Consider the following 22,748-nt stretch of genomic DNA (forward strand, 5'->3'; position numbering starts at 1 on the left):
AAGATCAACGACCGCCCGGGCACGGTGGCACTCCGGGCGCAGGCCGGGGGCTTCGCTGCCCCCACGGCGTATCGCGCTGATCACGTCCCCAGGCTATCGCTCTCCACCCCTGCCTCGTCATGAGCCTTATGTGTACAAAAGCAGGACCAGAAGTTTGACACTCTGGACAGCGACACAGGCTGTACGGTGCCGCCGGCCCCCGCCGTCGGAATCCGGCCCATGACCGCCCCGCCGACTTGGCAAACCGGACCGCCGGCTGCACGGTGACCTCGGCACGAGGCCCACGATCCATCTCCGTCCCCCTCCGTCCCTATCCGTCCACATCCGGGGAGCGTCAGCCATGGCAGACAAGATCCTGATCGTCACCGGCGATGCGGCCGAGTCGCTGGAAGTGCTGTACCCGTACCAGCGACTGCGCGAGGAGGGGTACGAAGTCCACATCGCCGCTCCCTCCCGCAAGACGCTGCGCTTCGTCGTGCACGACTTCGAGCCGGGGTACGACACGTACACCGAGAAGCCGGGCTACACCTGGCCCGCCGACCTGGCCTTCTCCGAGGTGGACCCCGGCGACTACATCGCCCTGGTCATCCCGGGCGGCCGGGCGCCCGAGTACCTCCGCAACGACCCCGAGCTCCGCAAGATCGTGAAGTCCTTCTTCGACTCGGACCGCCCGGTGGCGCAGATCTGCCACGGGCCGCTGCTGACAGCCTCGATCGACAGCCTCCGGGGCCGCAGGGTGACGTCCTACCCCGCCCTGGAGCCGGACATGGAGGCGGCGGGCGCGACGTTCCAAGACGTGGAAGCGGTCGTCGACGGCACACTGGTGTCGTCCCGCGCCTGGCCGGACCACCCGGCCTGGATGCGCGAGTTCCTGAAGGTCCTGCGGGCCGGGGCCTGACAGAACGGCCAAGGTGGTTGTGGGCATACGTCCTGCCAGGGGCGGGACGGGTGGGCACAACCACCCACCGGGCCGCAGCCGGCCGACCACCGCACCGCCCGCGCGGCAGGGCCGCACCGCTCCCCTGGACCAGCCGCCGGCCGGCCACCGCACCGCTCCCTAGACCAGCTCGTCCGCGACCGCCACGGCCTCCGCCAGCGTGTCCACGACCGGCACCCCCACCGACTCCAGGCTCGCCCTGCTGTGGGACCCCCCGGTGTACAGCACAGCCCGCGCCCCCACGTGCGCCGCCGCCACCGCGTCGTCCGCGGCGTCGCCGATCACGACGACCTGCTCCGGGACCACGTCCACGAGCTCCCGCAGATGGCGCACCATGTGCTCCGCCTTGCCCGTGTTGGACTCACCGACCCGCCCGTCGACCCGGACGAACCGCTCCTCGATCCCGTGGCTCCGCACCAGCGGTATGAGCCGCTCGTGCGGGGCCAGGGAGAGCAGGGACTGCGTCCGCCCCGCCTCCTGCCGCTCCGCCAGCAGCAGGGCCGCCCCCTCGGTGAGCCCGCACGCGTCGGCCCGCGACCAGTAGTGCCGGTGGAACGTCTCGTCCATGACGAGCCACTCGTCGTCGGTGGGCAGGCGCCCGAGCAGCCGCTTGTAGAAGAGCGGCACGGGCACGGTGTAGAGCTCCCGGTAGCGGGCGAGGGTGATCGGTTCCATGCCGAGCTCCATGAAGGCGGCGTTGGTCGCCCCGATGACCGCCTCGATGTCGTCGAGCAGCGTGCCGTTCCAGTCCCAGACCAGATGCTTGCTGTGCTTCCCCATGCCAGAAGACGGTACCGGCACCCTCCGACAACGCCCCCGGTCGAGCGACCTCTCAGCCGATGAGCTGCGGGATCTCCTGCACGCCGAACCACAGCAGCTCGTGGTCCTCGGCCCCGTCGACGGTGAACTGGGCGTCGTCGTCGCCCTGGTCCGCCGCGCCCAGCGCGTCCGCGGCTGCGGACACGTCCGCCTCGGCGCCGTTCGCGTCCGCGTGCACGGCGGCCGCCTTGCCCAGCGGTACGGGGCCGGGGATGCGCACCTCGCCGAGCGAGGAGGGGTCGAGGCCGCGGTCGGGGTCGACGGTCGCGGCCCCGTCCGGTACGTCGACGGCGACGACGACCCGGCGCCGGGCGGCCTTCGGGTCGCCCGCGATCAGCCGCAGCGAGGCGGCGGCGGCGCGGTTGAGCGCGGCGTACTCGAGCTCCTCGATGTCGTCGGAGACGTACCACTCGCGCAGCGCGGGGGTCACGGCGTACGCGGTCAGCGGGCCGGGGCCCAGCTCGCCCGCCCTGTGCGCCTGGGCCAGTCCGGGCAGGGTGAGGGGGACGTACACGCGCATGGCTCGCCGCTTTCGTAGTCGGAAACGCCCTCAGGATACGTGTGGAGTCCCCCTTCGGGGTCCTGTGATCACCCTTCGTTCCCGTCCACCTCAAGGCCGCTGCATCAGCGCTCCGCGCGGCCAGCACGGCCCGTCGTCACCCTGATAGGTGAACCGTGCCGGGGCCTCGCGAGGCCCGCTCGTCGCGTTGCGACCGCGGAGCACGCCCCCGTAGAAGATCACCAACAGAAGTTACCGCGCGGTATGGCGCCGCGCGGGGCGAACGGGGGTCCTCCATGAACAGGAACATCACCGACACCACGGCCCCGGTCGCGGGGGCGGCCAGGGCAGCCGTCTCCGCAGCGGCCGGGGAAACCGTCCCCGGACAGCTCGCGGCCTCGGCCGAGACCGTCGCGGCGGCCGTCCCCGGACCTGCGGCCGCCGCCGAGACCCTCGCGGCAACCGTTCCCGGGCAGGCCGCGGCCTCCGCCGAGACCCTCGCAGCAGCCGTCCCCGGACCTGCGGCCGCCGCCGAGACCCTCGCGGCTCGGACCGAGGCTCGGGCCGCCGCCCGCCGGGACCAGCGGGGTCGCGGGGCCACACGGCCCCTGTCGCCCCGCCCGAGCAGCCGTCCGGCCTCCCGTCCCGATGCCCGCTCGGCACAGCGCACAGTGGGCCGCCAGGGCGGCGCACCGGCCCCCTCGCCTGCGCGACCCCTCCCCCCGCACGCTCTGTTCGCTCAGCGCCTCCTGGCCGTCCTGAGCGGGGAACGCCCCATCCACTGGATGCTGGGCCAGACCGTCGGCGAGGCGTACGAGCAGTTGGTGCTGCTCGCCCCCGGCGCCCCGTTCAGGGGCCGCGGCAGGCGCCCGGTGGTCCATCGCTGCGGCGCGTTCCCGCTGCGCCCGGGCATCGTCGAGGCGTACGCCACGATCGCGACGGGCGAGCGGATGCGGGCGATGGCGTTCCGTCTGGAGCTGGGCAGCGACCGGCGCTGGCGGTGCGCGGCCGTCGAACTGGACGGCGCCCGGTCGCCGGTATGACGGTGGGGCCGGGCACCCTCCGGTGCCCGGCCCCACCCGTACCGCCTGTCGCGCTGTCGCGCTACGCGCTACTTCTTGCGGCGGCGGCCGCCGCCGCTGCTCTTCTGCGCCTTGCGGCGCTCGGCGCGGGTCATCCCGTCGCCGGACGCGGCACCGCCGTCGGCGTCGAAGTCGCCCTCGACGATGCTTCCGTCACCGTCGACCTTGGGCGCGGAGAAGTGCAGCCGGTCCGGCCGCTGCGGGGCGTCCAGGCCCTTGGCCCGGATCTCCGGACGGGCGGCGCCCGCCGGCACGGCGTCATGCTTGTCCAGCGAGGTGCGCTCGGCCGCGTCCTGCACCGGCACCTCCTCGACCTGCTGCTCGACCTGGACCTCCAGGTTGAACAGGTAGCCGACGGACTCCTCCTTGATGCCTTCCATCATGGCGGTGAACATGTCGAAGCCCTCGCGCTGGTACTCGACCAGCGGGTCCTTCTGGGCCATCGCGCGCAGGCCGATGCCCTCCTGGAGGTAGTCCATCTCGTAGAGGTGCTCACGCCACTTGCGGTCGAGCACGGAGAGGACCACACGGCGCTCCAACTCGCGCATGATCTCCGAGCCGAGCTGCTTCTCACGGGCGTCGTACTGCTCGTGGATGTCGTTCTTGATGGACTCGGCGATGAACTCGGCGGTGATCCCGACCCGGTCGCCGGCCGCCTCTTCCAGCTCCTCCACGGTGATCTTCACCGGGTAGAGCTGCTTGAAGGCGTTCCACAGCCGGTCGAGGTCCCACTCCTCCGCGAAGCCCTCGGCGGTCTCCTGGCGGATGTAGTCGTCGATGGTGTCGTCCATGAAGTGGCGCACCTGCTCGTGCAGGTCCTCGCCCTCCAGGACGCGGCGGCGCTCGCCGTAGATGACCTCACGCTGGCGGTTGAGCACCTCGTCGTACTTCAGGACGTTCTTACGCGTCTCGAAGTTCTGCTGCTCGACCTGCGACTGGGCCGACGCGATCGCGCGCGTGACCATCTTGTTCTCGATCGGGACGTCGTCGGGCACGTTGGCCATGGCCATCACGCGCTCGACCATCTGCGCCTTGAACAGCCGCATGAGGTCGTCGCCGAGAGAGAGGTAGAAACGGGACTCGCCCGGGTCGCCCTGTCGGCCGGAACGACCGCGCAGCTGGTTGTCGATACGGCGCGACTCGTGGCGCTCGGTGCCGAGGACGTAGAGCCCGCCGAGCTCCTTGACCTCCTCGAACTCCGCCTTCACGGCCAGCTCGGCACGCTCCAGGGCGGCCGGCAGGGCCGCGGCCCACTCCTCGACGTGCTCGACCGGGTCCAGGCCCGCCTGGCGCAGCTCCGCCTCGGCCAGGTCGTCCGGGTTGCCGCCGAGCTTGATGTCCGTACCACGGCCGGCCATGTTCGTGGCGACCGTGACGGCGCCCTTGCGGCCGGCCTGCGCGACGATCGTCGCCTCGCGGTCGTGCTGCTTGGCGTTGAGCACTTCGTGCTGGATGCCGCGCTTGGACAGCTGCTGGGAGAGGTACTCGGACTTCTCGACCGACGTCGTACCGACGAGGATCGGCTGGCCCTTCTCGTGCTTCTCCGCGATGTCGTCGACGACGGCGGCGAACTTGGCGACCTCGGTCCGGTAGATCAGGTCCGACTGGTCCTTGCGGATCATCGGCCTGTTCGTCGGGATCGGGACGACACCGAGCTTGTAGATCTGGTGGAACTCGGCGGCCTCGGTCATGGCCGTACCGGTCATGCCGGAGAGCTTGTCGTAGAGGCGGAAGAAGTTCTGCAGGGTGATCGTGGCGAGCGTCTGGTTCTCGTCCTTGATGTCCACCCCTTCCTTCGCCTCGATCGCCTGGTGCATGCCCTCGTTGTAGCGGCGGCCGGCGAGGATACGGCCGGTGTGCTCGTCGACGATCATGACTTCGCCGTCGATGACGACGTAGTCCTTGTCCTTCTTGAAGAGTTCCTTGGCCTTGATCGCGTTGTTCAGGTACCCGACGAGGGGGGTGTTCACCGACTCGTAGAGGTTGTCGATGCCCAGCCAGTCCTCGACCTTGGCGACGCCGGCCTCGTGGATGGCGACGGTGCGCTTCTTCTCGTCGACCTCGTAGTCGCCGGTCTCCTCGATGCCCTTGAGCTGGTTTCCGGGCTCGCCCCTGGTCAGGCGGGTGACCAGCTTGGCGAAGTCGCCGTACCACTTGGTGGCCTGGTCGGCCGGGCCGGAGATGATCAGCGGCGTACGGGCCTCGTCGACGAGGATGGAGTCGACCTCGTCGACACAGGCGAAGTTGTGGCCGCGCTGGACGAGCTCGTCCTTGGACCACGCCATGTTGTCGCGCAGGTAGTCGAAGCCGAACTCGTTGTTCGTGCCGTACGTGATGTCGCAGTTGTACTGCTCGCGGCGCTGCGCGGGCGTCATGTTGGCGAGGATGCAGCCGACCGTGAGGCCGAGGAACTTGTGCACCCGGCCCATGAGCTCGGAGTCACGCTCGGCGAGGTAGTCGTTCACCGTGATCAGGTGCACGCCCTTGCCGGAGAGCGCGTTGAGGTACGCAGGGAGCGTGCCGACGAGGGTCTTGCCCTCACCGGTCTTCATTTCGGCGACGTAGCCGAGGTGCAGCGCGGCACCGCCCATGAGCTGGACGTCGTAGTGGCGCTGACCGAGAACACGCTTGGCCGCTTCGCGGACGGTGGCGAAGGCCTCGGGCATCAGGTCGTCGAGGCTCTCGCCGTCGGCGTACCGCTGCTTGTACTCCTCGGTGAGCGCCCGCAACTCGGCGTCGGAGAGGCTGACGAAGTCCTCTTCGATGGAGTTGACCTGGTCCGCGATGCGGTGCAGTTTGCGCAGGATCTTGCCTTCGCCTGCACGCATGAGCTTGTTGAAGACGGACACTGAGGCTGGTCTCCTTGCCGGTCGGGCCTGGCACTGGGTCTTGTCATGGACACGGACAGGGTCGGTGGGCGGGCCCCACCGCAACGGCCATCGTAAGCGAGGACCCCGCCACACAGGGAGGTCCATCGTTCTCGCCGCCGACCGCCGCCCTGAGAGAACAACGCCCAGGACGCTCGGAAGGTGCCGCTCCCCGACCGCCGGAACCGAAAAGTGTTCGCCTCGCCACCGTCGGCTCATCACAATCCCGCCATGGAGCCCATCACTCTCACCACCCGCCGCCTGCGGCTGAGCACCTTCGTGCCGGAGGACGCCGACACTGTCCACGCCGCCTGTCAGGACCCCGACATCCAGCGCTGGACGACGGTCCCCTCGCCGTACGAGCGTCAGCACGCGGACGACTTCCTGCGCCGCCTCGTCCCGGACGGCTGGTGCGACGACACCGCGTACACCTTCGCCGTGCGCCCCCTGGAGGGTGGCCCGCCGCTCGCCGCCGCCGCCCTTCACGACCCCCGCTCGGGCAGCTGGGAGGTCGGGTACTGGACCGCCAAGGAGCACCGCGGCCGCGGCTACATGCCCGAGGCCGTCCAGGCCATGGCTCACTGGGCCTTCACCCAGCTGTCCTGCACGCGTCTGGTGTGGAAGGCCGAGGTCGGCAACACCGGCTCGCGCGCGGTGGCCGAGAAGGCCGGCTTCACCGTCGAGGGCGTCCTGCGCGCGGGGCTGCTGAACAAGGGCACCCTCCGGGACTGCTGGGTCGGCTCGCTGCTCCCGTCCGACGTCGGGCTCCCGGGCGCGGTGCCATATCTGCCGCCTCGTGCCTGAGGGCCGGGATTCCGGAGGCCCAGGTTCCGCAGGTCCGGGATTCCCGGTGCCCGCAGGGAGCCCGGGGGAGTGTCAGTGGCGCCCTCTAGGGTGCGGAGCATGACGCCTGTGCCGCCGCCCGCCGCCGAACTGTCCGCCGACGAAGCCCGCCGCATCGCGCTGCGCGCCCAGGGGTTCCTGGGCGCGCCGGACCGGCGAGGGGGCGTCCGGGGTGTCCTGCGCCACCTCGGCGCCGTCCAGCTGGACACGATCTCCGTGCTGGCCCGGTCGCACGAACTGATCCCTTACGCACGCCTGGGCGCCGTCGGCCGCGACACGGTCGAGCGGGCGTACTGGACCGATGCTCACGCGTTTGAGTACTGGTCGCACGCGGCCTGCATCCTGCCCGTCGAGGAGTGGCCGCACTTCGCCTTCCGCCGCCGCGCCTACCGCGACCGCCCGCAGTGGTACCACGACCTGCCCGACGGGGCCTACGACGCGGTGATCAAGCAGCTGCGCGCCGAGGGGCCGCTGACCGCGACGGACCTGGGCGGCGCGAAGAACAAGGGCGAGTGGTGGGACTGGTCGGAGTCGAAGGTCGCCGTCGAGCGTGCCCTGATGTACGGCGAGGTGGTGTGCACCGAGCGGCGCGGCTGGAAGCGGGTCTACGACCTGGCGGAGCGGGCGATCCCGGACACCCTGCTCCATGACGACCTGGACGACACCGAGTGTCTGCGTCGGCTGGTCCGGCTGGCCGGTCAGGCACTGGGCGTGGGCACGCGCGCGGACATCGCCGACTACCACCGCCTCAAGGGCGAGCAGTTCGACGCCGTCGTCGCCGATTCCGGTCTTGTGCCGGTCGCGGTCGCCGGCTGGCCGAAGCCCGCCTGGGCGGACCCCGAGGCCCTGGCGTCCGAGCCGCGCGGCCGTCACCGTACGACGCTGCTCTCGCCCTTCGACTCCCTGATCTGGGAGCGGGCCCGCACGGAGCGGATCTTCGGCTTCACGCACCGCCTTGAGGCCTATGTGCCCAAGGCCAAGCGTGTGCACGGCTATTTCGCGATGCCGCTGCTGTCGGGCGGGCGGCTGCTCGGCCGGGTCGACCCGGCGCGCGAGGGCAGCACGCTGGTCGCGAAGCGGGTCTTTCTCGACACCCCGAAGGCCGTGCGCCCCATGGCGCAGGCCCTGCGGGAGGCGGCCGAGTGGGTCGGCTGCGACGCCGTACGGGTCGAGTACGTCGACCGCCCCGAGCTCACCGCCCAGCTGGTCGCCGAGCTCACCTGATCTCGAGGATCTTCTCCCGCATCGCGTAGACCACCGCCTCCATCCTGGAGTGCAGCTGCAGCTTCTCCAGGATGTTGCGCACATGGTTCTTCACGGTGTTCTCGGAGATGAACAACTCCTTGGCGATGTCACGGTTGTTCATGCCCGTGGCGACGAGCTTGAGCACCTCCAGCTCCCGGTCGGTCAGCCGGGGGGCGGGGACCAGCCGCCGCTCGTCGGTGCGCTGGATCATCGACTTGAACTCGGTCAGCAGCTTGGAGGCCATGGACGGGCTGATCTGCGACTGGCCGTCGGCCACCGCCCGGATCGCGGTGGACACCTCGTCCGTGGAGATCTCCTTGAGCAGGTAGCCCGTCGCGCCGGCCTTGATCGCGTCGTAGAGGTCGGCCTCCTCGTCGCTTATCGTCAGCATGATGATCTTCGCGCTGGGGGCGACCTCCTTGATGGAGGTGCAGGCCTCGATGCCGCCGCGTTTGGGCATCCGTACATCCATCAGGACGATGTCCGGCAGCAGATCGGCCGCCTTGTCGACCGCTTCCGCCCCGTCACCGGCCTCACCTACGACCTGAATGTCCTCTTCCTGGGCGAGGACGATCTCCAGCCCTCGCCGGAAAAGGGCATGGTCGTCCACCACCAGCACGCGGATCGGCTCCGTACGGGACCGCTCATTGGCCGAATCCCTTCCGTCGGGAGTGGCCGCGCAATCGGGCTTCCGGCCGCCGTGCACGGGTCCGAAGGTGTCCGCCATCGTTCCTCCCCCTGAAGGCCGTGGCCTGAATTCATGGTCGATCGCCAACCGCTGTTCAGAGCCCACCGGTTGGCGCGGGACGCCATGATTTCATGCCCGGACGACAGCGCGGTGTTCCCGTGGTTGCAGGAGGGTGCCCTTGGAGCGCGAAGAGCGCTCCAAGGGCACCACTGGGGACGGTGTCGGCCGCCGTCAGCCGCCGAGCGCACCACCCGCGCCGCCGCCCTCGGAGCCGGCCAGCGGGTCGGTCTCGAGGTGGATGACGCCGTAGTCGTAGGCATGTCGCCGGTAGACGACACTCGGCAGCTTCGTCTCGGAGTCGACGAAGAGATAGAAGTCGTGCCCGACCAGCTCCATCTCGTAGAGAGCCTGGTCGAGCGTCATCGGGGCTGCGGTGTGGGTCTTCTCCCGGACCACCAGCGGTCCCTCGCCCTGCACTTCGAGCGAGCCGATCTTCGTGGTGGGCACCCCGTTCGCCCGCTCTTCCCCGACCGGTTCGCCGCTTCCGTTGAGCAGTGCCACGCCGGGCACCACATCGGCGACCTCCGCCGCGGACAGCCGGCCGTTGCCCCGGCGGGTGTGACGCTTGTCGTGCTGCCTGCGCAGCCGGGCCTCCAGCTTGCCCGTAGCCAGGTCAAGCGCTGCGTACGGGTCGCCGGCGGCCGCTTCCGCCCGGATCACCGGGCCTCGGGAGTGGAGGGTGATCTCAACGCGGTCCGACCTGTCGGCCTGCCGCGGGTTGTGTTCCTTGGACACCTCGACGTCGAGGCTGATCACCTTGCCGTCGAGCTTCTGGATCTTCTCCAGGTTCAGCTTCTCGGCCACGTGCTTGCGGAACCGCTCGGGCACCTCGGTCTTGCGGCCCTTGACGACGATGTCCACGCAGAACTCCGTTCCCGGATCGCTCCTCCCGGCTCTCTCGCCGGTGAGCTTCTCCCTTTGCACCAGACTCCGGTGATTACCGGAGTCTCGGACTGGCGACTTTCACCTCCTCCTCCCCAGTCGGCAAGATCCCCACCCCACCGATCTTCGAGGTTAGTCCGCCCTGAACTCCCGTCCTCCAGGCGCACCCGTGCATTCGGTGAGGCGATGGCAATTCGCCATTCCTCACAACCGAACATAGCTCGATCGGACGGGTGTCGGCACCCTCTACCAGGAGGTACCTCCGTTCAGGTGCTTTCGGCCTCTCACTACCTGCAACGTTGCAACTTCCCCCTCAGTTCCGGTTTATTTCGAATGACAACGGAGAAACTGCGACCACCGCAGCCGTCGGCGGTTCGAATCGAGGGAATTGGCCGCCGCTCACGGCACTCAGTGCCCGCGCGGCCTCCGCCAGCGAAGCGCCGGTCGTCATGAGGTCGTCCACCAGCACCGGCCGTCCCCCCTTGAGCAGCCGCTCCCCGCCCGCCACGACCTCGAGGGCCCCCGCCATGTTCGCCCGCCGGGCCCGGGCTCCCAGCCCCGACTGGTCGGCCACCGCACGCCGCTGCCGTAACACCGGCACCACGGCACACGCCGTCCCCGTACGCCTCAGCGATCGGGCCGCCGCAAGGGCGATCCTGCGCGCCGGATCGTGGCCACGTGCCCGTACCGCGCGCCGGGAGGAGGGCATCGGTACGAGGAGTAGGGGACGGCCCCCGCTCCCGCCACAGGCCCCGTCGGCGGCGCGCACGGCCCCGGCGAGCGCGATCCCGAGGGGGCCGGCGAGACCGAGCGCGCCACGCTCCTTGTGGGCGAGCAGCACGGCCCGTACGGCATCGGCATAGGGCGCCGCGGCATACACCGCCGGCAGCCCGGGAGGCTCGGGCACGGGCCTGACCCGGCGCGCCGCGGAGCCGTGCAGCGCCCGGGCGCAGGACGCGCACAGCGGCGTACGAGGCCTGTCGCAGCCGCCGCAGGCAGTCGGCAGCACCAGCCCGGCGATCTCGCGCCACCACCCCCGCATGGCTCCACTCTGCCCACGCAGGGAGTATCCGGCCACCCCTGTGGACAACGCCCCCGGCGCGCAACACCCGATCGCGGCACCGCGTGCAGACATGGCGAAGGGCTCCGGCGCGCGCGGCGCTACGGAGCCCTTCGGGGAGTTCGGCGAGGGCAGGTCTAGCCGGGGTAGACCGGCGAGACCCCTGTGTCGACCATCAGCTGCCAGTTCACGCCGCCGACCAGCCGCGCGATGCCGTCGCCGGAGTCGGCGACGAGCGGAGCCCGGTCGTCGTTGGCCGCGGCGACCGCCGTCACCTGGTTGAGCCCGGGCAGCAGCCCCGCCGCCGACGTCGAACCGTCCGTGCGGAGATAGCGCACCTGCTCCACCCCGCCGGCCTCCTTGCCGACCACGACCAGCCTGCTCGGCCCGGCCCAGGACACGGCGGTGACCGTCTCCATGCGCGGTGCCGCGGCCTGCAGATCGACGATGGAGATGGTCTGCTGCGCCCCGCTCCCCTGCCGCTCGACCCGCCCGATCTTCAGGGTGGTCTTGTCGTCCTTGGTGAGCAGCAGCGCGATCCGGACCCCGTCGGCCGAGACCCGTATGCCCTCGACGCGGTCGTTCCCGAGCCAGGGGGCCTTCACCTCGATCGGGGCGCCCGCGCCGCCGGACAGCATCAGCAGCTGCGGGTTCGCCGGGTTGCGGTCGGCCACCCACAGGTCTCCGCGCGCGTCCCAACTCGGCGCCGACAGCCGGTCGGCGGGCCGCTTGGCCTTGCTGGTGACCAGCGGCTCCGGCAGCTCACCGTCCGACATGATCGAGGCGACCCGCAGCTGACGGCCGTCCTGGGTGACACCGGCGGCGTGCTTCTCGTCCCGCGCCACGGCGACGGTCGACAGCTTCACGACGCCGTTGCCGAACGGCCCCAGCACGTTCTCCGGCTTTCCGACCTCCTTGGCGCCCGCGTCGAGCAGCGCGAGCCTGCCCTGCGCGTCCACGAAGTACGGGTTGTCGGGTGTGCCCGAGGGACGGTCGGGGGCGAACTCCTCCGCCTGCGCCTTGCCCACCACGCAGAGCTGGGAGCCGTCGGCCCGCTGCAACTCCACCTGTTCGACCCGCACGGACGGCAAATCGGCCAGCGTGAAGAGCAGTTGCGCCGACATCCGGCGGCACTGCTCGTGCCCGACCTGGGAGGCCTTCTCGTTGAGCGGCACCACCAGCTTGCTCTGGTCGTCGGGCACCAGGGTTCGGACGCCGTCCTTCAGTGCCGTACCGGTCGGGAAACGCGAGTCGACGACCGGCTTCAGCCAGTTCGTCGGCCCTTCCAGGAGCGCGGTGACGGTCTGGGCCACCGGGTCCAGACGCGTGACCGGGTCCTGCCGCTGCCGGATGTAGACCGGATCGGCGACGACCCAGTCCTGCCCGGAGGCGAAGTAGTACTTGTTGACCGATTGGTAGTTGCGCTGGAAGTCCGATTCGCTGAGCACAAGACCGGGCGGCAGCTTGTCGATGCGCCACTGCTTGCTCTGACCGTCCGGCTGGGTCTCCAGGACCAGATGGATCGACTCGCTGTAGGCGGTGGGCGTCTTCGGCTGGTACGCGTCCCGGGCGTCCACGGTCGCGACCTGGCGGCCGGAGAGCCGGTAGCTGCGACCCTGGTTGTCCTGCCCGGTCGGCTCCGGCTGCTGACGATCGGGCGCCGTCGTGAGCACGGTGATGCGCTCCTCGGGCTTCCAGCTCTGCGCGGCCTGCTTGGTCAGATACTTCCTGGCCGTGGCGAACCCGGGATCGTCGCTGGTCATCGCCTCCAGGAAGCCGTCGACGATGTCGTTCGGCTCGGCGTTCTCCCGCGGCTGCACCGCGTACACCCGCACCTGCGAGTCGCCCGGCTTGGACGCCTTCACATTGCTGACGTCACCGCTGTCCGGCATCGACGCGCATCCGGTCAGCAGGACGCCGCCGCATGCGAGGAGCACCACCGCTCCCGTACTGCCGCGCCCACGGGCCGCGTGGTTCCGACGCTCAGCGCCCAAGGGTCCTGTCCTCCCGCTCCGCGGTCCGGTCCGTCCCGGCCGCCGGCTGCCGCGCCACCACCCGGGCACCGCTGCCCGGCAGCGCCGTGGGGTCGGCGGCCGCCTGCGGCGGCATGGGGGCGCGCGGCGGCATGCCCAGGGCCGAGCGCTCCGCCACCGACTGTCCGGGCAGGCTTCCGCGCCGGCCCGGGCCCTGCTCCTCGGCGGCCGCCCGCTCCCGGTTGCGCCGCGAGTCCTCGGGCTCCAGGGGTATCGGGGAGCCGCGCAGCGGCTCGTCCGCCGTACGGGGCAGTGTCAGCCGGAACTGCGAGCCGCCGCCGGGCTCGCCCCACGCCTGGAGCCAGCCGCCGTGCAGCCGGGCGTCCTCCACCGCGATGGACAGCCCCAGGCCCGTACCGCCGGTGGTCCGCGCGCGTGCCGGGTCGGCCCGCCAGAACCGGTTGAACACCCGGGTCGCCTCGCCCGGCTTCAGCCCGACTCCGTAGTCGCGGACCGCGACGGCCACGGCGCCGCCCGCCGAGGCCAGCCGCACCACCACGTCCCGGCCCTCGCCGTGTTCCACGGCGTTGACGACGAGATTGCGCAGGACCCGCTCCACACGGCGTGCGTCGGCTTCGGCGACCACCGGCTGCTCGTCCCCGACGACCCGGATCCGGGTCCCCTTGCGCTCGGCCAGCGGCTCGGCCCCGCCGATCACGCGCCGGACGACCTCGCGCAGGTCTATCGCCTCGGCCTCCAGGGCGGCCGCGCCCGCGTCGAAGCGGCTGATCTCCAGCAGGTCGGCGAGCAGCGACTCGAACCGGTCCAGCTGGTCTCCCAGCAGCTCGGCCGAGCGCGCGGTCACCGGATCGAAGTCGACCCGCGCCTCATGGATGACATCGGCGGCCATCCGGACCGTCGTGAGCGGGGTTCGCAGCTCGTGCGAGACGTCGGAGACGAAGCGCCGCTGCATCCGCGACAGCTCCTCCAGCTGCTGGATCTTGAGCTGTAGGTTCTGGGCCATCTTGTTGAAGGCCTCGCCGAGGCGGGCGATGTCGTCCTCGCCGGTAACCTTCATGCGCTCCTGGAGCCGGCCTGCGGAGAGCCGCTCGGCGATCCCGGCGGCCATCCGTACGGGCGTGACGATCTGGCGTACGACGAGCCAGGCGATGGCGCCGAGCAGCACGACCACGAACAGCCCGGCGGTCGCCAGGGTGCCCTTGACCAGGGCGAGCGAGTCCTCTTCCTGGGTGAGCGGGAAGAGGTAGTAGAGCTCGTACTGCGTGCCGGAGGCGTCGTTCAGCCGCTTGCCGAGGACCAGCCCGGGCTCGGAGGCCTTGCCGCTGGTGTATTTGATCCGGGTGAACGTCTGGTACGTCCCGGTGCCCTGGGCAACGGAGTCCCGCAGACCGCTGGGAATGCTCGCGGTCGGGTCCACCTCGCCGGAGGCTCGCGCACCCCGGCTGGCCGTGCCCTCGGACTCCAGGCTCAGCGCCACCACGTTGAAGGCGCTCTGGCCACCACTGGCCAGCTGCTGGACGAGATCAGAGCGCCAGTTCACGGAGCTGCCGTTCTTCCCGGCGCCGTCCTGCCCGGTCGGTCCGACCGGGGCGCTCGCCCGGTCCTGCGCGGCCGAGAAACCACCGGCCGCCTGACTCTGGGCGGCCTTCTCCTTGGCGTCCAGCAGACCGTTGCGGACCTGGCCGATGACGACGAAGCCCAGCAGCAGCACCACACCCAGCGACATCAGCAGCGTGCTCGCGACCACGCGCAGCTGGATGTTCCGCCGCCACAGCCGCATGGCGGGCAGCAGCGGCCGGCGTACCCAGCGCGCGAAGAGCCGGAGCACCGGTCCACCCGGCGCCCCGTCCTGGAGCAGCCGACCGCCCTGGAACAGGCGGCCGACCCGCGAAGACTCACGCCCCTGACCGGCAGCCCGCCCCGCACGGACTCCCGGCTTCCCGGGCTTCGGAGCAGCGCTGCCGCGGGACATGTCAGCTCGGTCCGGCCTTGTAACCGACACCACGGACGGTCACGACGATCTCCGGGCGCTCGGGGTCCTTCTCGACCTTGGAGCGCAACCGCTGGACATGCACGTTCACCAGCCGGGTGTCCGCGGCGTGGCGGTAGCCCCAGACCTGCTCGAGGAGCACCTCACGGGTGAACACCTGCCACGGCTTACGGGCCAGCGCGACCAGCAGATCGAACTCGAGCGGGGTGAGGGCGATGGACTGCCCGTCCCGCTTGACCGAGTGACCCGCCACGTCGATGACCAGATCGCCGATGGCCAGCTGCTCGGGCGCCGGCTCCTCGGACCTCCGCAGCCGCGCCCGGATACGGGCGACGAGCTCCTTCGGCTTGAACGGCTTGACGATGTAGTCGTCGGCCCCGGATTCCAGGCCCACCACGACGTCGACCGTGTCGCTCTTGGCCGTGAGCATGACGATGGGCACACCGGACTCGGCCCTGATGAGCCGGCACACCTCGATGCCGTCCCGTCCGGGCAGCATGAGATCCAGCAGCACCAGGTCCGGCTTGGCCTCACGGAAAGCGGCGAGTGCCTTGTCGCCGTCCGCTACGAACGACGGCTCGAAACCTTCACCCCGCAGCACAATCCCGAGCATCTCGGCCAGTGCGGTGTCGTCATCGACGACAAGGACGCGTCCCTTCATATCGACATCATCCCATTAGCCAATCGTTACCTGTCGTGACCTGGCACACAGCTTCTCCACCTCGTCCCCGGTGACCGGGGACACCACCCCCAGCTCGGTGACGATCGCCGTCACCAACTCCGGTGGTGTGACGTCGAAAGCGGGGTTGTACGCCTGCGTTCCGAGCGGAGCCACGGGCAGCCCGGTTCCGGTCTCCGCTCCGACGCCGACGGCGTGTGGGGCTGTGAGCTCGGTCACTTCATGGGCTGCTCTCTGCTCCACCTCGATCGACGCCCCGTCCGGGGTGTCCGGATCGATCGTCGTGCGCGGCGCCACCACGATGAACGGCACGTGGTGGTACTTCGCCAGCACGGCGAGGGGATAGCTTCCCACCTTGTTGGCCACCGAGCCGTCGGCCGCGATCCGGTCCGCGCCGATCAGGACCGCGTCCACCTCACCCGCCGCGAAGAGCGAGCCCGCCGCGTTGTCCGTGAGCAGGGTGTACGCCATCCCGTTACGGGCTGCCTCGTACGCGGTGAGCCGGGCGCCCTGGAGCAGGGGCCGGGTCTCGTCGACCCACAGTCTGCGCAGGCTGCCCGCCCGGTGCGCCTCCAGCGCCACGGCGAACGCGGTCCCTTCCCCGCCCGAGACCAGCGCCCCGGTGTTGCAGTGGGTGAGGATCCGGTGGCTGCCCCCGGGCAGGAGCTCGTCGAGGAGCGCCAGCCCGTGCGCGGCCATCCGCCTGCTGGCCTCGGCGTCCTGCCGGTGCAGCTCACGGGCGGCGGCCAGCGCGGCCGCGGCCGCCCCCTCGGGGCCCGCGCCGTTCTTGACCGCGGCCCGGTGTGCGTCGGCGGCGCGCCGTACGCCGTACGCCAGGTTCACCGCGGTGGGCCGCGCCTCCGCCAGCAGCTCCGCCGCCTCCTCGACGTCGAAGCCGCGAAGCGCGGCCAGGGCGACCCCGTAGGCCCCCGCGATACCGAGCAGCGGCGCACCGCGCACGGCGAGCGTCTGGATCGCGTCGACCAGCGCGGGCACATCGGTACAGACGAGTGTGGACTCCTCGATGGGCAGCCTTCTCTGGTCGAGCAGGACAAGTACCGGCCCTTCGGGCGGCTCCTCCCAGCGCAGGACGGGGAGGGTGGGTGGCTCAGTTCCGACGGGGGTTTGTACGTACTGATCAGCCATCCGCACAGTCTGCCCGGTGCGGCGCCGACAATGAAGGTGCACAGGAGATCCCCGGCCTGACCCGTGGTCGGGCCCCGCGTGGCACGATGGGCGCCATCCGGCCGCCCCGAGGGGCGACCGGGCACCGTGTCAGAGCCGGCTCGCCGAGCCTGCCCCGCGACCATTCCTCGAGGTGGACGACCGTGAACGACTCTCCGGGCTGGGCTTCGCCCGGATCCGCCCCCTCCGACGGCCACGACGACAACGCCTCCGTCCCCCGGCCCGCCGAGCCGGCCGACGGCAGCGGTGCCGGCTCGAAGTGGTCCAAGGAACAGCCGCCCGCCGGCCAGTGGTCCCCGCCGACCGCTCCCGGCCCCGGGCATGTTCCGCCGTCGGCGCCCGCTCCGGGCTGGGGCGGCCCCGGCCGCCAGGGCGGCTGGGGTCAGCCACCGGCGGCCAAGCCGGGTGTCATCCCGCTGCGCCCGCTCGGCGTCGGCGAGATCCTCGACGGCGCGGTCTCCACGCTCCGGGCGCACTGGCGCACCATCCTCGGGGTCACGATCACCGTCTCCGTGATCACCCAGTTCTGCGACATCCTCGTCCAGCGCTATCTCGTCCCGGCGCCGCCCCAGGCGAACCCCGACGCGAGCCCGGCGGAGGCCCTCGACGACGCCTTGGAGGGGCTGCGAGCCAGCCTCATCGGCCTGGGCCCGACGCTGCTCATCGCCCTCGTCGGCACCCTGGTCACGACGGCGCTGCTCACGATCGTGGTCAGCCGCTCGGTCCTCGGCCGCCCGGTCACGCTCGGCGAAGCCTGGGCCGAAGCCCGCCCCCGTCTTCCTCAGCTCCTCGGTCTCACCCTCCTGCTCCCCGTGATCAGCGCCGGGATCATGGCCGTGGGCCTGCTCCCCGGTGCCCTGATCGGCGACGCGGCGGGAGCCGCGTTGATGGGACTGGGCGGGATCGCCGCGATCTGCGTCATCTTCTGGCTGATGATCCGGTTCAGCCTCGCCTCTCCTGCCCTGATGTTGGAACGCCAGGGCGTCGTGGCCGCGATGCGCCGCTCGGCCAAGCTGGTCCAGGGCGCCTGGTGGCGGGTCTTCGGCGTGCTGGCCCTCACGCTGCTCCTGACCCTGCTGGTCTCCATGATCATCGCCATCCCGTTCACCTTCGCCGCCTTCGCGGCCGAGGGCGAGGGCCTGAGCGGTCTGATGTCCGGCAAGGCCCCGCAGTTCGGCTGGACCTTCCTGATCATCAGCGGGATCGGGGCGGTGATCGCCTCCTCCATCACGTACCCGATCCAGTCCGGCGTGACCGTCCTGCTCTACGTGGACCAGCGCATCCGCCGCGAAGCCCTCGACCTCGAACTCGCCCGCGCCGCCGGCCTCCCCGGCTACGGCCCCACCACTCCCGGCCACGACCCCACCAGGAGCTGATGCGGTGTCCACCACGGGGGGCACGACAACAGCGGCAGTGAGCCGCGCGATCAGCGACGTACCGGTGGACACCTCCCGCGTCCCCGCCCGCGAGGCGGCGGAGCGGGAGCTGTCCAAGCCGATGTACCACGAGAACGATCCCAACCTCCTCCAGCAGGCCCTGGACCGCTTCTGGGAATGGGTCGGAGACCTCTTCGCGGCCGCCTCAGGGGCCTCCCCCGGAGGCGCGCTCGGCCTCGTCGCCATCGTTCTCGTCGTGCTCGCCGTCGTCGGCGCCCTGTGGTGGCGGCTCGGCACCCCCCACCGCGCAGCCGGCACCGCCGACTCCCTCTTCGAGGACGGGCCCCGTACCGCCGCAGAACACCGCTCGGCCGCCGAGCGGCACGCCACCGCCGGCCGCTGGAACCAAGCCGTCCAGGAGCGGATGCGGGCCATCGTCCGCTCCTTGGAGGAACGCACCCTCCTCGACCCCCGCCCCGGACGCACCGCCGACGAGGCGGCCGCCGAGGCCGGCCGCCCCCTCCCGGCCCACGCGGACGAACTCCGCGCCGCGGCCCGCGTCTTCGACGACATCACATACGGCGGGCGCACTGCCGACGCATCCGCGTACCAGCGGATCCGCGAGCTCGACGAGTCCCTGGAACGTACGAAGCCCGACCTGGCGGCAGCCCCAGGAGGCGCCGCGTGAGCTCCCCGCCCACGACCTCTACGTCGACCGCCCTGACGGCGCACCAGATCTGGACCCGGACCCGGGGGATCCTGCTCGCCCTGGCCATCCTCGTCACCGCGGGCGTCGTCATGGCGGCCGTCCGCTCCGGCGACCACCACGGCCGCCTCGACCCGCGCTCCGCCGACCAGTACGGCAGCCGCGCCGTGGCCGAACTCCTCAAGGCCGAGGGCGTCACCGTCCGCGTCGCCAGCACCCTCGGCGAAGCCACCTCCGCCACGGGGACGGACACAACCCTCCTGATCACCACGCCCGATCTGCTGACGACAACTCAACAGCGCGCTCTCCGCTCGGCGATGGCCAAGCCCGGCACCCGTACAGTCCTCCTTGCCCCGGGCCGGGCTTCCGTCGCAACCCTGGTCCCCGGTGTCAGCGCGAAGTCCCCGGCGCCGGTCGAAGCACGCGCACCGCAGTGCTCCTTCCCGGCCGCCGTCCGCGCCGGCAGCGCCGACATCGGCGGCGAGCGCTACGCCACGGAACGCCCGCCCACCGAGTCCTGCTACCTCAGCGACGGTCTGCCGACCCTGCTCCGCATCAACGCATCGGACACCGACACCGTCCTCATCGGCTCGCCGGATCTCCTCTACAACGACCGTCTCGACAAGGAGGGCAACGCCTCGCTCGCCCTCCAACTCCTCGGCTCGCGGCCTCATCTGGTCTGGTACCTCCCCTCACTCTCCGACTCCTCCGCCCCCGACGAGGCAGGAGAGCGCTCCTTCGTCGACCTCATCCCGTCCGGATGGCTGTGGGGCACCCTCCAGCTCGCGATCGCCGCCGTGCTCACCGCCATCTGGCGCGCACGACGCCTCGGCCCCCTCGTCACCGAACGCCTCCCGGTCGCCATCCGCGCCTCCGAAGCAACCGAGGGCCGCGCCCGCCTCTACCGCAGGTCCAACGCCCGCGACCGCGCCGCCTCCGTCCTCCGCGCCGCCGCCCGCACCCGCCTGGCCCCGCTCCTCGGCGTCCCCCCACGCGACGCCCACTCCCCCGAGGCCCTCCTCCCCGCACTCTCCAGCCGTCTCCCCGACGGCTCCCGGGACCTCACCGACCTGCTCTTCGGCCCCGCCCCCGCCGACGACACCGCTCTTGTCCGCCTGGCAGACCAACTCGACGCCCTCGAAAGAGAGGTACGCACCTCATGAGCGCCCCGACCCCCGAGACCGCAGAGAGCTCGGACCGCGCCCGATCCTCTCTGGAGGCATTGCGCACCGAGATCGCGAAGGCCGTGGTCGGCCAGGACCCCGCAGTCACCGGACTCGTCGTCGCTCTGCTCTGCCGCGGTCATGTACTTCTCGAAGGAGTCCCGGGCGTCGCCAAGACGCTTCTGGTCCGTGCCCTGGCGGCCTCCCTCGAACTGGACACCAAGCGCGTCCAGTTCACCCCCGACCTGATGCCGAGCGATGTCACCGGGTCACTCGTCTACGACGCTCGCACCGCCGAGTTCTCCTTCCAGCAGGGCCCTGTCTTCACGAACCTTCTGCTCGCGGACGAGATCAACCGCACCCCTCCCAAGACCCAGTCGTCACTCCTGGAGGCGATGGAGGAACGCCAGGTCACCGTCGACGGCACACCCCGCCCGCTCCCCGACCCGTTCCTGGTGGCCGCCACCCAGAACCCGGTCGAGTACGAGGGGACGTACCCCCTCCCCGAGGCCCAGCTGGACCGCTTCCTCCTCAAGCTGACGGTGCCACTGCCGTCACGCGAGGACGAGATCAGCGTCCTGACCCGTCACGCCGACGGCTTCAACCCTCGCGACCTGCAAGCCGCCGGAGTACGTCCCGTGGCCGGGCCTGCCGACCTGGAAGCGGCCCGCGCCGCCGTGGCCAAGACGTCCGTCTCCCCGGAAATCGCCAGCTACGTCGTCGATATCTGCCGTGCCACTCGTGAATCCCCCTCGCTCACTCTTGGCGTCTCCCCCCGAGGCGCCACTGCCCTGCTCTCCACCGCGCGAGCCTGGGCCTGGCTCACTGGCCGGGACTACGTCACCCCGGACGACGTGAAGGCCCTCGCCCTGCCCACCCTGCGCCACCGCATCCAACTCCGGCCGGAAGCCGAGATGGAAGGCGTCACCGCCGACTCCGTGATCACGGCGATCCTCGCCCACGTCCCCGTCCCCCGATGAGCCGGTGACCCGTGGCCCTCACCGGACGAACCGCGCTCATCGCCGCACTCAGCTCACTCCCCGTGGGCATCCTCGCGCCCAGCTGGACGGGGCTGCTCGCGGTGAACGCGCCTCTCTCGCTAGCAATTCTGTGCGACTACGCGATGGCAGCGCCAGTGCGAACGCTGCAGTTCACCCGAAGCGGTGACACAACAGTTCGACTCGGTGACGCCGCCGAGGTCCAGCTCACCGTCGCCAACCCCTCACGCCGTCGACTGCGCGCGCATCTCCGCGACGCCTGGCCGCCCAGCAGCTGGCTCCCCGGCACGGACCAGGCCGCCTCCCGGCACCGCATCACCGTCCCGGCCGGTGAGCGACGCCGCGTCACGACAACTCTGCGCCCTACCCGCCGCGGCGACCGCGCCTCGGAACGCATCACGGTCCGTTCCTACGGCCCACTCGGCCTCGCGGCCCGCCAGGGAAACCATAAGGTCCCCTGGACGGTTCGCGTCCTGCCCCCCTTCACGAGCCGCAAGCACCTGCCGTCCCGGCTGGCCCGGCTACGGGAACTGGACGGCCGGACGAGCCTGCTCACCCGCGGCGAAGGCACCGAGTTCGACAGCCTGCGCGAGTACGTCCCCGGAGACGACACTCGATCGATCGACTGGAGGGCCACGGCCCGCCAGACGGCGGTCGCCGTCCGCACCTGGCGCCCGGAGCGCGACCGCCACATCCTCATCGTGCTCGACACGGGCCGCACGTCGGCCGGCCGCGTAGGCGACGTCCCCCGCCTGGACGCCGCGATGGACGCGGCGCTTCTCCTTACGGCTCTGGCGTCCAAGGCCGGTGACCGCGTCGATCTCCTGGCCTACGACCGCCGCGTCCGCGCCCAGGTCCGAGGCCGCTCGGCCCGCGACGTCCTGCCTGCCCTGGTGGATGCCATGGCCACCCTCGAGCCCGAGCTCGTGGAAACCGATGCACGCGGCCTGGCCGCCACTACCTTGGCCAGTGCACCCCGCCGATCTCTCCTCGTCCTGCTCACCACTCTCGATGCCGCCCCGATCGAGGAGGGGCTTCTTCCAGTCCTCCCTCAGCTCACCCAGCGCCACACGGTCCTGGTCGCCTCGGTGGCGGACCCTCACACGGCGGAGATGGCGAAGGCCCGGGGAACCACCGACGCGGTTTACGAAGCCGCTGCCGGCACCCAGGCCCAGGCTCAACGTCGCCGTACGGCCGAGCAACTCCAGCGCCATGGCGTCACGGTCGTCGACGCGACTCCGGACGACCTGGCCCCCGCTCTGGCCGACGCCTATCTCGCTCTGAAGGCCGCAGGCCGCCTCTGAGAATGTCGGCCTTGCCCCGCCCGGGGCAAGGCCGACATCACCGGGATCAAATGGGTGGTGAACGCAGAAAAGCCCCGCACCATAACGGTGCGGGGCTTTCCCACAATGATTGTTCGGCGGCGTCCTACTCTCCCACAGGGTCCCCCCTGCAGTACCATCGGCGCTGAAAGGCTTAGCTTCCGGGTTCGGAATGTAACCGGGCGTTTCCCTAACGCTATGACCACCGAAACACTATGAAGATATCGAACTACAACCAGCCGGAGCGGGAGTTCGTTACTTCAGAACTAACACAGTGGACGCGAGCAACTGAGGACAAGCCCTCGGCCTATTAGTACCAGTCAGCTCCACCCGTTACCGGGCTTCCACATCTG

At 70.9% G+C, this 22,748-nt stretch carries 19 protein-coding genes and 1 rRNA gene; 9 read left to right on the forward strand and 11 right to left on the reverse strand.

Annotated elements, in window-relative coordinates:
- The first annotated feature begins 340 nt into the window (after positions 1-340).
- Positions 341-898 (forward strand): DJ-1/PfpI family protein, encoded by a 558-nt coding sequence (locus tag ACZ7LT_RS06075; RefSeq protein ID WP_471234726.1) that lies wholly within the window; start codon positions 341-343, stop codon positions 896-898.
- 159 nt (positions 899-1,057) lie between these two features.
- On the opposite strand, the gene ACZ7LT_RS06080 is transcribed toward ACZ7LT_RS06075, so the two are convergent.
- A complete protein-coding gene (locus tag ACZ7LT_RS06080; protein WP_471234727.1) occupies positions 1,058-1,717 on the reverse strand; it encodes an HAD family hydrolase in 660 nt (219 codons plus the stop codon).
- Between the two features lie 52 nt (positions 1,718-1,769).
- Positions 1,770-2,276 (reverse strand): DUF6912 family protein, encoded by a 507-nt coding sequence (locus tag ACZ7LT_RS06085; protein ID WP_471234728.1) that lies wholly within the window; start codon positions 2,274-2,276, stop codon positions 1,770-1,772.
- A 650-nt stretch (positions 2,277-2,926) separates the two neighbouring features.
- Here ACZ7LT_RS06085 and ACZ7LT_RS06090 point away from each other — a divergent pair.
- Complete coding sequence (locus ACZ7LT_RS06090) at positions 2,927-3,298, forward strand: Rv3235 family protein (protein ID WP_471234803.1); 372 nt, start codon at positions 2,927-2,929, stop codon at positions 3,296-3,298.
- A 68-nt stretch (positions 3,299-3,366) separates the two neighbouring features.
- Here ACZ7LT_RS06090 and secA read toward each other — a convergent pair whose 3' ends face one another.
- Positions 3,367-6,186 (reverse strand): preprotein translocase subunit SecA, encoded by a 2,820-nt coding sequence (gene secA / locus ACZ7LT_RS06095; protein WP_471234729.1) that lies wholly within the window; start codon positions 6,184-6,186, stop codon positions 3,367-3,369.
- A 249-nt stretch (positions 6,187-6,435) separates the two neighbouring features.
- Here secA and ACZ7LT_RS06100 point away from each other — a divergent pair, with 249 nt between their 5' ends.
- Positions 6,436-7,008, forward strand: a complete 573-nt coding sequence (locus ACZ7LT_RS06100) for a GNAT family N-acetyltransferase (protein WP_471234730.1) — start codon at positions 6,436-6,438, stop codon at positions 7,006-7,008.
- 99 nt (positions 7,009-7,107) lie between these two features.
- Positions 7,108-8,271: a winged helix-turn-helix domain-containing protein gene (locus tag ACZ7LT_RS06105; RefSeq protein ID WP_471234731.1), complete on the forward strand. Its 1,164-nt coding sequence runs from the start codon at positions 7,108-7,110 to the stop codon at positions 8,269-8,271.
- Here ACZ7LT_RS06105 and ACZ7LT_RS06110 read toward each other — a convergent pair.
- From ACZ7LT_RS06110 to mtnA, 7 genes are all read right to left on the reverse strand, one after another.
- Positions 8,264-9,019: a response regulator gene (locus ACZ7LT_RS06110; protein ID WP_019886813.1), complete on the reverse strand. Its 756-nt coding sequence runs from the start codon at positions 9,017-9,019 to the stop codon at positions 8,264-8,266. The two genes, ACZ7LT_RS06105 and ACZ7LT_RS06110, sit on opposite strands and share 8 nt — an antisense overlap.
- A 192-nt stretch (positions 9,020-9,211) precedes the next feature.
- Positions 9,212-9,901: a ribosome hibernation-promoting factor, HPF/YfiA family gene (hpf, locus tag ACZ7LT_RS06115; RefSeq protein ID WP_471234732.1), complete on the reverse strand. Its 690-nt coding sequence runs from the start codon at positions 9,899-9,901 to the stop codon at positions 9,212-9,214.
- A gap of 334 nt (positions 9,902-10,235) precedes the next feature.
- Complete coding sequence (locus ACZ7LT_RS06120; protein ID WP_471234733.1) at positions 10,236-10,964, reverse strand: ComF family protein; 729 nt, start codon at positions 10,962-10,964, stop codon at positions 10,236-10,238.
- A 155-nt stretch (positions 10,965-11,119) separates the two neighbouring features.
- Positions 11,120-12,976 carry an LpqB family beta-propeller domain-containing protein gene (locus ACZ7LT_RS06125; protein ID WP_471234734.1) on the reverse strand — a complete coding sequence of 619 codons (1,857 nt, stop codon included), beginning with the start codon at positions 12,974-12,976 and terminating at the stop codon, positions 11,120-11,122.
- On the reverse strand, positions 12,966-14,948 hold the full coding sequence (gene mtrB / locus ACZ7LT_RS06130) for an MtrAB system histidine kinase MtrB (protein ID WP_471234735.1): 1,983 nt from the start codon (positions 14,946-14,948) through the stop codon (positions 12,966-12,968). Before mtrB ends, ACZ7LT_RS06125 begins: the two co-directional genes overlap by 11 nt.
- A 1-nt stretch (position 14,949) precedes the next feature.
- Complete coding sequence (mtrA, locus tag ACZ7LT_RS06135; protein WP_009333493.1) at positions 14,950-15,627, reverse strand: two-component system response regulator MtrA; 678 nt, start codon at positions 15,625-15,627, stop codon at positions 14,950-14,952.
- A gap of 15 nt (positions 15,628-15,642) precedes the next feature.
- Complete coding sequence (mtnA, locus tag ACZ7LT_RS06140) at positions 15,643-16,791, reverse strand: S-methyl-5-thioribose-1-phosphate isomerase (protein WP_471234736.1); 1,149 nt, start codon at positions 16,789-16,791, stop codon at positions 15,643-15,645.
- A 182-nt stretch (positions 16,792-16,973) separates the two neighbouring features.
- On the opposite strand from mtnA, the gene ACZ7LT_RS06145 reads away from it, so the two are divergent.
- From ACZ7LT_RS06145 to ACZ7LT_RS06165, 5 genes are read left to right on the forward strand one after another with little or no spacing between them, the layout of a single operon-like run.
- The gene (locus tag ACZ7LT_RS06145; RefSeq protein WP_471234737.1) at positions 16,974-18,206 is read left to right on the forward strand and encodes a DUF7847 domain-containing protein; all 1,233 of its coding nucleotides are present in this window, start codon (positions 16,974-16,976) and stop codon (positions 18,204-18,206) included.
- 4 nt (positions 18,207-18,210) lie between these two features.
- A complete protein-coding gene (locus tag ACZ7LT_RS06150) occupies positions 18,211-18,894 on the forward strand; it encodes a DUF4129 domain-containing protein (protein WP_471234738.1) in 684 nt (227 codons plus the stop codon).
- On the forward strand, positions 18,891-20,075 hold the full coding sequence (locus ACZ7LT_RS06155) for a DUF4350 domain-containing protein (protein ID WP_471234739.1): 1,185 nt from the start codon (positions 18,891-18,893) through the stop codon (positions 20,073-20,075). Before ACZ7LT_RS06150 ends, ACZ7LT_RS06155 begins: the two co-directional genes overlap by 4 nt.
- Complete coding sequence (locus tag ACZ7LT_RS06160) at positions 20,072-21,055, forward strand: AAA family ATPase (RefSeq protein WP_471234740.1); 984 nt, start codon at positions 20,072-20,074, stop codon at positions 21,053-21,055. Before ACZ7LT_RS06155 ends, ACZ7LT_RS06160 begins: the two co-directional genes overlap by 4 nt.
- 11 nt (positions 21,056-21,066) lie before the next feature.
- Positions 21,067-22,377 (forward strand): DUF58 domain-containing protein, encoded by a 1,311-nt coding sequence (locus ACZ7LT_RS06165; RefSeq protein ID WP_471234741.1) that lies wholly within the window; start codon positions 21,067-21,069, stop codon positions 22,375-22,377.
- A 111-nt stretch (positions 22,378-22,488) separates the two neighbouring features.
- Here ACZ7LT_RS06165 and rrf read toward each other — a convergent pair.
- Positions 22,489-22,605 (reverse strand): 5S ribosomal RNA (gene rrf, locus ACZ7LT_RS06170).
- Positions 22,606-22,748: the final 143 nt, after the last annotated feature.

It is taken from the genome of Streptomyces sp. NPDC039465 (genome assembly GCF_055639315.1).

Excerpts from the sequence above, each read along its gene's own strand:
- ACZ7LT_RS06075 (WP_471234726.1), top strand. The coding sequence starts at position 341 with ATGGCAGACAAGATCCTGATCGTCACCGGCGATGCGGCCGAGTCGCTG.
- ACZ7LT_RS06080 (WP_471234727.1), bottom strand. The coding sequence starts at position 1,717 with ATGGGGAAGCACAGCAAGCATCTGGTCTGGGACTGGAACGGCACGCTG.
- ACZ7LT_RS06085 (WP_471234728.1), bottom strand. The coding sequence starts at position 2,276 with ATGCGCGTGTACGTCCCCCTCACCCTGCCCGGACTGGCCCAGGCGCAC.
- ACZ7LT_RS06100 (WP_471234730.1), top strand. The coding sequence starts at position 6,436 with ATGGAGCCCATCACTCTCACCACCCGCCGCCTGCGGCTGAGCACCTTC.
- ACZ7LT_RS06105 (WP_471234731.1), top strand. The coding sequence starts at position 7,108 with ATGACGCCTGTGCCGCCGCCCGCCGCCGAACTGTCCGCCGACGAAGCC.
- ACZ7LT_RS06110 (WP_019886813.1), bottom strand. The coding sequence starts at position 9,019 with ATGGCGGACACCTTCGGACCCGTGCACGGCGGCCGGAAGCCCGATTGC.
- ACZ7LT_RS06120 (WP_471234733.1), bottom strand. The coding sequence starts at position 10,964 with ATGCGGGGGTGGTGGCGCGAGATCGCCGGGCTGGTGCTGCCGACTGCC.
- mtrB (WP_471234735.1), bottom strand. The coding sequence starts at position 14,948 with ATGTCCCGCGGCAGCGCTGCTCCGAAGCCCGGGAAGCCGGGAGTCCGT.
- mtrA (WP_009333493.1), bottom strand. The coding sequence starts at position 15,627 with ATGAAGGGACGCGTCCTTGTCGTCGATGACGACACCGCACTGGCCGAG.
- mtnA (WP_471234736.1), bottom strand. The coding sequence starts at position 16,791 with ATGGCTGATCAGTACGTACAAACCCCCGTCGGAACTGAGCCACCCACC.
- ACZ7LT_RS06160 (WP_471234740.1), top strand. The coding sequence starts at position 20,072 with ATGAGCGCCCCGACCCCCGAGACCGCAGAGAGCTCGGACCGCGCCCGA.